The organism is Microcystis sp. M_OC_Ca_00000000_C217Col (assembly GCF_007095585.1).
In the GTDB taxonomy this organism is placed as follows: Bacteria; Cyanobacteriota; Cyanobacteriia; order Cyanobacteriales; family Microcystaceae; genus Microcystis; species Microcystis panniformis.
Map to the genome: position 1 here is coordinate 1 of NZ_SFBV01000184.1, position 10,291 is coordinate 10,291.

Sequence of the window (10,291 nt, forward strand, 5' to 3'; positions counted from 1 at the left end):
TTAACCTGTTTGTGCCTTAAGTCCTTCCCTGTATGGATTTCAGCTACTTTTGAGCGTAGGCGCTCTCATCGAATTTTATTTTAAGTTAATTATTTGCATAACAATTCCCGAAGAGCCTTCATTCTCCGAATCTAATTCTTTTTTTGCTACCTTTAATCGCTTATGAGGTAAGCAAAAGACCTCGGACTAATATTATCTCAAGACCAAAAGTTTTTCTAGTTAAGGAATCTACCCGAATAAAAATTATTTTAATTGCCTCATATTTTTTCAGTGAAATTGAATTAGCAACGATAGATATACGCTTCAGCCGTCGAACTACTTATTAATTAGTACACAGGCTAAAAGCAAGCTGTGACTGGGTTATAATTTTTGGAGATGTCTAAAGCACGACGTTTTTAAAAATTTTCAGCTATGTATTTCCGAGAAATCGCCTAAAAACGTTGCCAGATAAGGATTTGAGAGAATGATATAAGAGAGAATGAAACGACCCAAGGGGCAGGGGGAGGTGTTGCCCCTTGCCTGTTGCCTCTTGCCTCATCTCAACAAGCAATTTAAATACGCGGGCAGCTTATTGTGTTGGGTGAGTTGGGAACCCTAACCGTAGTATGATTGAACAATGCGAAGACTCACAATCACTCGACCCGACGACTGGCACCTTCATCTCCGCGATGGTGCGGCAATGAAAGCGGTTCTCCCCCATACGGTGCGTCAGTTTGCCCGTGCCATTATCATGCCGAATTTAAAGCCCCCAGTGCGCTCGGTGGCTGATGCTGCCTCCTATCGCGATCGCATTCTGGCAGCAGTTCCAGAGGGTCAACAGTTCGAGCCACTGATGACCCTATATCTCACCGATAATACCAGTCCCGAAGAAATCATGGCGGCGAAAGCCTCCCAGTTTGTCAAAGCGGTGAAATACTACCCAGCCGGTGCGACAACTAATTCCGACTTGGGGGTGACGGACCTTCGTAGGTGCGATGGCGTTTTGGCAGCGATGGAGCAGGTAGATATGCCGCTACTACTGCACGGAGAAGTTACCGATGGTGATATTGATGTGTTCGATCGAGAAAAAGTGTTCATTGAGAAGCACTTAATCCCACTGATAACAAGATTTCCGAAACTGCGGGTCGTCTTTGAACACATTACCACTGCCGATGCGGTCAAGTTTGTTCTATCTGCTAACAACAATGTCGCCGCCACAATTACGCCCCAACATTTATTATTTAGCCGAAACATTCTCTTTACCGGTGGCATTCGTCCCCATTTTTATTGCCTGCCGATTTTGAAACGAGAGGATCATCGTTTGGCGCTTTTGCAAGCGGCCACATCGGGCAACCCCAAGTTTTTTCTAGGGACCGATAGTGCGCCCCATTCTCGCTACAGCAAAGAAAGTTCCTGTGGCTGCGCGGGTTGTTATTCAGCCCTGCACGCTCTAGAGTTGTACGCAGAAGCTTTTGAGAGTGTCGATGCAATTGAGCAACTGGAAGGGTTTGCCAGCTTTCACGGTCCAGATTTTTATCAACTCCCCCGAAATACCGAACAAATCACATTAAACAAAACCCCTTGGCGCATTCCCGATGAATTGCCATTTCCCGAATCCGGACTGGTGCCGTTACGAGCGGGTGAAGAGATAACCTGGCAATTAGGGGAATAAAAACCGCCAGTCTTGGTAGTTGCGGTCAAGAATTGACGATTAGTTAGGGCTGGCTGAATAAATCTAACAACCTTGTTGGATAAGGTTTTTAGACTTTTTTTCCCTCAAAAAGTGCCGACCATTGGAGTGATTGGGGGGAAAATTCCGGGACTTTTTCCCTGAAAATTAGGTAATTGACCAGGTGAAAATCGGTAAAACCCTACACCCTACACCCTACACCCTGTCCCCACGAAGAACTTTTTGCCGCAAACCCTAGTTATTTCCCGTGACAATGAGGAGGATCGATAACATTGGCAAAAATTGCCCAAAGTACCATGAGCGGCATCGGCAACAAACAGATTAGCCATTGATGACCGGTTAGGGTCGCCGTTGCAAACAGACTGTTCATCACCCCCCATTGACTAAACAAAATTTGTAGGGCAACAGCAGCCACAATCCCCAAAATTAGGATCGGTGCATTAGTAATCGACGTTGACTGACGACGCAGGTAGTCCACTAGGCTCATCCCTAATTGGCTGATACTGAGCAGATAGATAACCCGTGCTGCCACAAGGGATTGAATTGCCATTGTGCGGGCAACGGCAATATCTCCTGTGGTCGATTTAGCCCACTCAAACATACCAAAAATTAGAATCCAGTTAAACAATGAAACAGCCAAAATTCGGCGCAATAGTTTTTTGGTGATCAAAGGTTCATTGGGATTGCGTGGTGGTGACTGCATAATGCGGTCGGATTTTGCTTCAAAGGCCAGGGGAACAGTCATCGTGACCGAGTTGATCATGTTCAACCAGAGTACTTGTAGGGAGAGGATGGGTAAATCTCGTGCCAGTAAAGTACTGATCAGAATGGTCATCGATTCGCCACCATTGACAGGTAAGAGAAAGGAGATTGCCTTGCGTAAATTTTGATAAACGGTGCGTCCTTCTTCGACAGCGGCCTTGATCGAGGCAAAGTTATCATCAGTGAGGAGCATATCAGCAGATTCCCTGGCGACTTCCGTTCCTCCTTTCCCCATGGCAATGCCGATATCGGCCTGCTTGAGAGCCGGCGCATCATTAACACCATCGCCCGTCATCGCCACGATTTCTCCTTGGGACTGGAGTACTTCCACCAGTTGCAGTTTTTGGGTAGGGGCAACCCTGGCAAATACCGATCCATCGACCACCGCTTGGGCCAGTTGATGATTATCCATTTGCGCTAATTGTTTTCCCTCAAATGCTAAGACTTGTGCTGCCGTTTTAATGCCCATCCGTTCCGCGATCGCCCGCGCCGTGACAAGATGATCACCAGTAATCATCTTGACGCGAATCCCAGCACTTTGACAGGCATGAACGGCAGCGATCGCCTCTGGACGAGGCGGGTCAATCATGCCCTGTAATCCTAGAAACACCAAGCCTGTTTCGATATCCTCATGGTCGATAGAATGCTGATGGGTCGCCGCTGCTTTTTTGGCGAAGGCAAGCACCCGTAAACCCTGCTCTGCCATCGTTTCTACCGCTTGCTCGATCTGTTCGGCGTTCAGCGCAGTCATCTGACCATAGCGATCGATCATCTGGGAACAACGACGCATTAGCGACTCAACCGATCCCTTGACATAGATCAGGCGAGGTATGCCATCATGCAGGGTTGCCATGTATTGGTACTCAGATTCAAAGGGAATTGCATCTAATCGTGGGGTTAAAGACAATAGCCCCAATTGACTGAGACCTGCTTTGGCAGCGGCCGCAATCAGCGCCCCTTCCGTAGGATCCCCCACCACTGACCAATCTTCTCCCGTTTGTTTTAGCTGGGAGTCATTACAAAGCAAACCAGCTACCAGACAATCCCCTAGGGCCGGGGGCAATTCGTCCGCAAATGGGCTGCCAGGGTTGCCATCGGTAATCAGACTAATTTCGCCCTTGGGACTATAGCCACCACCACTAACGGCGTAATATTGCCCCTCGGTATAAATGGACTGTACAGTCATTTGATTTTCCGTTAGGGTTCCGGTTTTGTCGGAACAAATGACGGTCGCACTCCCCAATGCTTCCACTGCGGGCAGTTTACGAATAATCGCATGACGACGGGCCATGCGGTTGACTCCAATGGCCAAGGTAATCGTTACCACTGCCGGCAGCCCTTCTGGAATCGCACTCACTGCCAGGGCAACGGCAGCTTCAAACATATCGATCCAAGATTTCCCCCGTCCTAACCCGATGGTAAAGGTCAAGGTTGCTAGGGTCAAAATTGTGTAGAGTAGGGTGCGGCTAAATTGGGCAAATTTACGGGTCAGGGGTGTGCTAAGGCTGACTCGGCTTTCCATCGACTGGGAAATCTGCCCCACTTCGGTGGCATTGGCCGTAGAGACAACAATCCCTTTGCCCTGTCCAAAGGTAACGAAACTCCCTGCGTAGGCCATGTTTGTCCTTTCTGCTAGGGGCGTATCCCCGGGTAAGGGTTCGATCGCTTTTGACCCGGGCAAGGATTCCCCAGTCAAGGCAGACTCATCCACCTGCAAATTGCGGACTTTCAGCAGCCTCAAGTCCGCTGGTACTTTATCCCCCGATACCAATAAAACGATATCTCCCGGCACCAAATCCCGAGATGGAATCCGCAGGGTTTGTCCCTCTCGCAACACCGTCGCTTCTGTGGTTACGGCTTTGGCCAAGGAAGCGATCGCACCTTCCGCCTTAGCTTCCTGCACATAGCCAATAATGGCATTGATCAGGGTAACTCCCCAAATCACCGAGGCATTCGTCCAAGACCCTAAAAATGCCTTAATAGTACCCGCAAGCAAGAGAATATAGAGTAGCGGCTGATGAAATTGCTGCAAAAATCTCAACCAAGCTGGTTTCCCCGGCTTAAATCGCAGTTCATTCGGGCCATATTTTTCGTAGCGACTGGCCACTTCTTCTGCTGATAAGCCCGTTGACCCATCGCTGGTCAAGTATTCAATCACCTCTGGTTGAGAAAGTTGATGATACAACGGCAACGATAATTGAACTGGCATCATGCTCGACCATATTTAGGGTTTGCGGCAAAAAGTTTTTCCTGGGGACAGGGTGTGGGGAAGTGGGGAAGTGGGGAAGCTGTCTTATCACCCTATTACCCCAAAACCCTATCACCCTATTTATTTCCTGACGACTGACGACCGACTCCTGACTCCGTTATGCTCCCGTCTTATTTTGGTAATAGTCGCGGGTTCCCTTGGCATCTAGGGCCTCACCGAGACGAGCAATGGCCTGGGCGTAGGCGGCGTTACGCAGAGATATATCGAACTCCTGGGCGAAAGACCAGACTTTTTCCGCTTCTGTCACCATTCTTTCTTTTAAGCGCTCATTGATCTCGTTTAATTGCCAATAAAGACCGCTGCGATTTTGCACCCATTCAAAATAACTCACCGTTACCCCACCGGCGTTAACCAGAATATCGGGGAAAACGAGAATCCCTTTTGAGTCTAAAATGCGATCGGCTTCTGAGGTAGTCGGACCGTTGGCCACTTCAAAGATATATTTTGCCCGCACGCGATCGGCATTTTCGGCGGTAATTTGGTTTTCTAGGGCAGCCGGAATCAAAACATCCACATCTAGGGCTAACAATTCTTCATTACTAATCGCTTCGTGTTCGACGATATTACACACAGTACCCTCACAGTAAATAGCAGTAATTCCGCGATGTTCCTGTTTATACTCACGAATGCTGGCAATATCTAGGCCTTTTTCCCGATAAATGCCGCCCTGGGAATCACTTACCGCCACCACTTGATAACCGGCTTTGGCGAGGAGATCCGCCACTACGGCCCCGGCGTTACCGAATCCCTGAACGGCTACGGTAGTATTAGCCGGTTTTTTGTCTAATTTCGGCAAAAGAGAATGAATAACATGAAAAGCTCCTGTTCCCGTCGCCGTATCGCGGCCACGACTGCCTCCCATGGTTAAAGGTTTCCCCGTCACCACCGCCGGACTAATTTTACGCTGAATGATGCTGTACTGGTCCATCATCCAACCCATGATCATCTCGTTGGTATAGACATCGGGGGCAAGAATATCGACATCGGGACCAATAAAGTCGGCTATACCCTCGATATAGCCCCGGCTAAGGCGTTCTAACTCGGCTTTTGACAATTCTTTCGGATTGAGGGTAATGCCGCCCTTAGCCCCACCAAAGGGCAAATCCAGCAGGGCGCATTTAAAGGTCATCCAAAAGGCCAGGGACTGCACCTCATCAATGCTGACGTTGGGATGATAGCGCACCCCTCCTTTGCCGGGGCCGCGGGTGTCATCGTAGCGGACGCGGTAGCCTTGGAAGATTCTTAAAGTGCCGTTGTCCATACGGACGGGTATGGAGATACTGAGACTAGCTTTGGGATATTTTAACCGCTCGATCGCATCATCGGAAATGGAGACATACTTAAGGGCGCGTTCTAGGCGACTGCTGGCATCAGTAAAGAGTGATTTCGACATGATTTTTTTCCCCCTATCTATCCCCATTAGAACACGAAAAAACAGTATATTTCGCTACAGTTTATTTTTCTTAATTAACCATAGACAGGAATTGCCGACAAGTGTTCTCAAACAAGGTTACTTGAGAGATTTTCCAGTACATCATCTACCCCACACCCCACACCCCACTTCCCTATCACCCCACTCCCCCATCCCCAACCTGCAACTAAAAAAGGGAAAGAGCGATGCTCCTCCCTTTTTTGATAATTTATTCAAGACGATTGTAGATGCACAGCAATCGAGGCTGAAATTACATCAAGCCCAATTGAGCAAGGATGCCTTTGTGGGTTAAGTATTCCGTAGCTACGCCAATAACGAAACCGAGCATGGCTAAACGACCATTCCAGTTTTCAGCGAAAGCGGTGAAGCCGAGTTTGTTTTCTTGCTTATCCATGGTGAATTGCCTTCCTATAAGAAAAATGCGTTTGAGTCAAGTGCTTGATATTTAATGTAACATAACTTTTCAGACTATGCAACATTTCTTTACATAAATTTTATTGATGTTAACCATAAACTTTTATGGGGGTAGGGTCAAGGGTGGGCAATGGCGGCCAAAAATCAAGCCTGATCTCAGTTCTAGGACTAGATAACCGTTTTCCCATCCCTGACCGAAAAAGATTACAATCAAGCGAAAGGTCAAGAATCGATCGCCGTCGAGCGAGGAGTGAATATGCGCGCCTTACTGATTTATCCCGTTTTTCCGCCGACTTTCTGGTCCTATAACAAAATTCTGGAATTAGTCGATCGCAAAGTCTTACTTCCCCCCCTGGGTATGGTGACGGTGGCGGCGATTTTACCGCAGGAATGGGAATTTAAACTGGTCGATCGCAATATTCGGGCGGTGACAGAAGCAGAATGGGACTGGGCCGAAATAGTGATTCTTTCCGGCATGATTGTGCAACGTCAAGATTTAATCGAGCAAATTCACGAAGCCAAACAACGGGGTAAACTGGTGGCCGTGGGTGGTCCCTATCCCACTTCTATCCCCCACGAAGTTGCTGAGGCCGATTTTCTGATTCTCGATGAGGGAGAAATCACCATTCCGATGTTTGTGGAAGCATTGGCAAAAGGAGAAACCAAGGGTGTTTTCCGCACCACAGAAAAACCCGATGTGACAATTACCCCGATCCCCCGCTACGATCTGCTCGATTTTGAAGCTTATGATTCCATGTCGGTGCAGTTTTCGCGGGGCTGTCCCTTCCAGTGCGAATTTTGCGATATTATCGTTCTCTACGGTCGTAAACCCCGCACCAAAACCCCAGCACAATTATTAAAAGAATTAGATTATCTCTACGAATTAGGTTGGCGCCGGGGCGTGTTCATGGTGGATGATAATTTTATCGGTAACAAGCGCAACGTTAAATTACTCCTCAAAGAATTAAAGGTTTGGCAAGAAGAACACCAGTATCCTTTCCGGTTTAACACGGAAGCGTCGGTGGATTTAGCCGCCGATCCCGAATTAATGGCTATGATGGTCGATTGTTATTTTGATGCGGTCTTTTTAGGTATTGAAACCCCCGACGAAGAAAGTTTACAATTAACCAAAAAATTCCAAAATACCCGTAGTTCTTTAACCGAGACGGTAGAAAAGATTATTAAAGCTGGATTGCGCCCTATGGCGGGATTTATCATCGGTTTTGATGGCGAGAAAAAAGGAGCGGCCGATCGCATCATTAATTTTGTCGAAGAAGCAGCCATTCCCACGGCTCTATTTGGAATGTTACAAGCTTTACCCAATACTGCTCTATGGACTCGCTTGGAAAAAGAAGGACGACTACGATTAACGGGGAAACAGGACATTAACCAAAGTACCCTGATGAATTTCGTTCCCACCCGGCCGATCGAAGATATTGCCACAGAATATATTGAAGCCTTCTGGACATTGTACGATCCGGAGGTATTTCTCGATCGCACCTATCGCTGTTTCCTGAAATTAGGCGCACCTAAAGCTAAACCTGCCTTTAAACTGCCTCGCCGGGCCGATCTCTATGCCCTAGGGGTAATTATCTGGCGACAGGGCTTTAAACGTTCCACTCGCTGGAAATTCTGGCAGAATTTATTCGGTATTTTGCGCCATAATCCCGCCAATGCCGAACACTATATCACTGTCTGCGCCCACAACGAGCATTTCCTGGAATACCGTCAGATTGTCCGGGATGAAATTACGGCACAATTAGCCGAATTCCAACGCCAAGAGGCATTAATAGCGGAAAAAACCGCCATAGCGGCCTAATTATTCCGAGGATGGGTAAATAAGCCCATCCTTAATATTTTCTGTCCTGATGGTGGACGATCAATAAATCAATAATATTCCTATTTTCTGGTTAAAAATTCCCTCAATCTCTACCAAAGCAATTCAGTATAAATTCTTAATTTTCTAGATATAATTACATTTTTTCCCTAAAATGTTAGCTTGAATACTGAATAAATCGTAAAATCTTGATAAAGCCAGTATTTTTAGCCCCTTAACCCTATAAATCAAGGGAAAGTCAATGATTACTCGTCAAGAACTTAAGAAACTACAATCCCTAACTCAAATACCCGCCCTTTCCATTCTCTTACCCACCCATCGCACCTCACCGGATAACAAACAAGACCCTATTCTCGTTAAAAATTTGGTCGATGAAGCAAAGCGCCGATTATCGGAAGAATTCTCTAAACGTGAAATCGAACCTTTGTTCGATCGCCTCGATAATCTAGTGGCTGAAATAGATTATCCTTATACTCTAGATGGATTAGCTCTCTACATTGGCCCGGATATTGCCAAGCTTTATAACCTGCCTTTTTCTGTCCAGGCAAGAGTTATCATCGATAAAACCTTTGCTACACGGGATTTAGTTTATGGATTACATCGAGAACAACCCTATTGGCTGTTACTACTAAGTCAGGGTTCTACTCGTTTAATCTCAGCTACAGGAGAAACTCTCGAAGAAATTCGCGATCAGAATTTTCCCTTAGAAATGACCGGACCGGGGGCCACCGCACCACTGCCCTTTGATGCCGATACCAGTTATCTAGACGATAGAATCCGACGATTTTTCCAACAGGTAGATAATGCTCTGGGTGAATACATTGATGATTCTTCCCCTTTGATTGTGGGTGGAGTGGTTCGTCAAATTTCCTTCTTTCAAGAAGTTTCAGAGTACACATCAGCAATTGTTGGCACTTTAACTGGCAATTTTGACAAAACCTCACTGTCAGAATTAATTCCACAGGTATTGCCGATTATGCAGTCAGTGCGTCAGACTCAAAAAACTGAAGCTCTGCAAGCTTTGGATGCGGCAGTCAGCGCTCAAAAAGTTATCTCTACCCTGGGAGAAGTGTGGCGTTTAGCGCAGGAAGGTCGAGGAAAATTGTTATTAGTGGAGAAAAATTACCATGTACCCGCAGTTTTAAGCGAAAACGGTGAATTAGTGCTGGTGGAAAACGTCGGTGGTACGGAGGTAATCGATGATGCAGTGGATGAAATTATCGAAGCGGTATTGGCCAAGGGAGGACGTGTAGCTTTAGTCGAGGAGGACTCCTTGAACGATTACCAAAAAATCGCCTTGATTTTACGTTATTAGACCTAACACTCCGTTTCACAAGCGCCAATACTAACCCATTGACTAGAACCATCAGACCAGTATTCTTTTTTCCAGATGGGGGCATTATGCTTGAGAGTATCAATAGCATAACGACAGGCTGCGAAAGCTTCCCCTCGATGGGGACAACCCACCGCTACTAAGACGCTAATTTCCCCGATTTGTAGCTTACCGGTGCGATGGTGAATGACAACTCGATTGGTATCGGGCCAGGTTTGCCGAATTTGCCTGGCAATTTGCCGGAAAACCTCGATCGCCATGGGTTCGTAGGCCTGATAATCAAGACAAATAACCGGTTTACCGTCGGTTTGCTCCCGTACAGTGCCACTCATTAGTACAACAGCACCATTAGCCCCATCGTCGGCTAATTGATATACTTCCGGCAAAGATAAGGGAGCAAAACTGACGCGAAAACTATCTGGTGTCATGGATGAGGTGATGGGGAAGTGGGGTGTGGGGTAGGGTTGATTCATTTAAATTAAGTATAGCTAATTTTGAGTCAATAAATTTGACTGAAGATTCTCAATTTTATCTTTCTCTAACCAAAAGAGTTAGTCACAATAACTAATATTTAA

The 10,291-nt window shown here is 46.8% G+C and carries 7 protein-coding genes; 3 read left to right on the top strand and 4 right to left on the bottom strand.

Features of this window, described 5'->3' with window-relative positions:
- The first annotated feature begins 616 nt into the window (after nt 1–616).
- Nucleotides 617–1,651: a dihydroorotase gene (gene pyrC / locus EWV66_RS10725; protein ID WP_287107889.1), complete on the top strand. Its 1,035-nt coding sequence runs from the start codon at nt 617–619 to the stop codon at nt 1,649–1,651.
- A gap of 256 nt (nt 1,652–1,907) precedes the next feature.
- Here the strand turns inward: pyrC and EWV66_RS10730 are convergent, their stop codons facing one another.
- From EWV66_RS10730 to EWV66_RS10740, 3 genes are all read right to left on the bottom strand, one after another.
- On the bottom strand, nt 1,908–4,640 hold the full coding sequence (locus EWV66_RS10730) for a cation-transporting P-type ATPase (protein WP_287107892.1): 2,733 nt from the start codon (nt 4,638–4,640) through the stop codon (nt 1,908–1,910).
- 157 nt (nt 4,641–4,797) lie between these two features.
- Complete coding sequence (locus tag EWV66_RS10735) at nt 4,798–6,093, bottom strand: Glu/Leu/Phe/Val family dehydrogenase (RefSeq protein WP_287107890.1); 1,296 nt, start codon at nt 6,091–6,093, stop codon at nt 4,798–4,800.
- Nucleotides 6,094–6,382: 289 nt separating this feature from the next.
- Entirely contained in the window at nt 6,383–6,544 is a 162-nt protein-coding gene (locus EWV66_RS10740; protein WP_487353236.1) for a CAB/ELIP/HLIP family chlorophyll-binding protein, read from the bottom strand.
- A 258-nt stretch (nt 6,545–6,802) separates the two neighbouring features.
- Between EWV66_RS10740 and EWV66_RS10745 the strand changes: the two genes are divergently transcribed.
- Both EWV66_RS10745 and EWV66_RS10750 read left to right on the top strand, forming a co-directional pair.
- Nucleotides 6,803–8,365, top strand: a complete 1,563-nt coding sequence (locus EWV66_RS10745; RefSeq protein ID WP_052275333.1) for a B12-binding domain-containing radical SAM protein — start codon at nt 6,803–6,805, stop codon at nt 8,363–8,365.
- 259 nt (nt 8,366–8,624) lie between these two features.
- A complete protein-coding gene (locus EWV66_RS10750; protein WP_287107891.1) occupies nt 8,625–9,698 on the top strand; it encodes an AOC03_06830 family ribosome hibernation factor in 1,074 nt (357 codons plus the stop codon).
- Nucleotides 9,699–9,700: 2 nt separating this feature from the next.
- On the opposite strand, the gene EWV66_RS10755 is transcribed toward EWV66_RS10750, so the two are convergent.
- On the bottom strand, nt 9,701–10,144 hold the full coding sequence (locus tag EWV66_RS10755) for a molybdenum cofactor biosynthesis protein MoaE (protein ID WP_287107893.1): 444 nt from the start codon (nt 10,142–10,144) through the stop codon (nt 9,701–9,703).
- Nucleotides 10,145–10,291: the final 147 nt, after the last annotated feature.

Coding starts and splice junctions, on each gene's coding strand:
- pyrC (WP_287107889.1), top strand. CDS start 617: ATGCGAAGACTCACAATCACTCGACCCGACGACTGGCACCTTCATCTC.
- EWV66_RS10750 (WP_287107891.1), top strand. CDS start 8,625: ATGATTACTCGTCAAGAACTTAAGAAACTACAATCCCTAACTCAAATA.
- EWV66_RS10755 (WP_287107893.1), bottom strand. CDS start 10,144: ATGACACCAGATAGTTTTCGCGTCAGTTTTGCTCCCTTATCTTTGCCG.
- EWV66_RS10730 (WP_287107892.1), bottom strand. CDS start 4,640: ATGCCAGTTCAATTATCGTTGCCGTTGTATCATCAACTTTCTCAACCA.
- EWV66_RS10735 (WP_287107890.1), bottom strand. CDS start 6,093: ATGTCGAAATCACTCTTTACTGATGCCAGCAGTCGCCTAGAACGCGCC.
- EWV66_RS10745 (WP_052275333.1), top strand. CDS start 6,803: ATGCGCGCCTTACTGATTTATCCCGTTTTTCCGCCGACTTTCTGGTCC.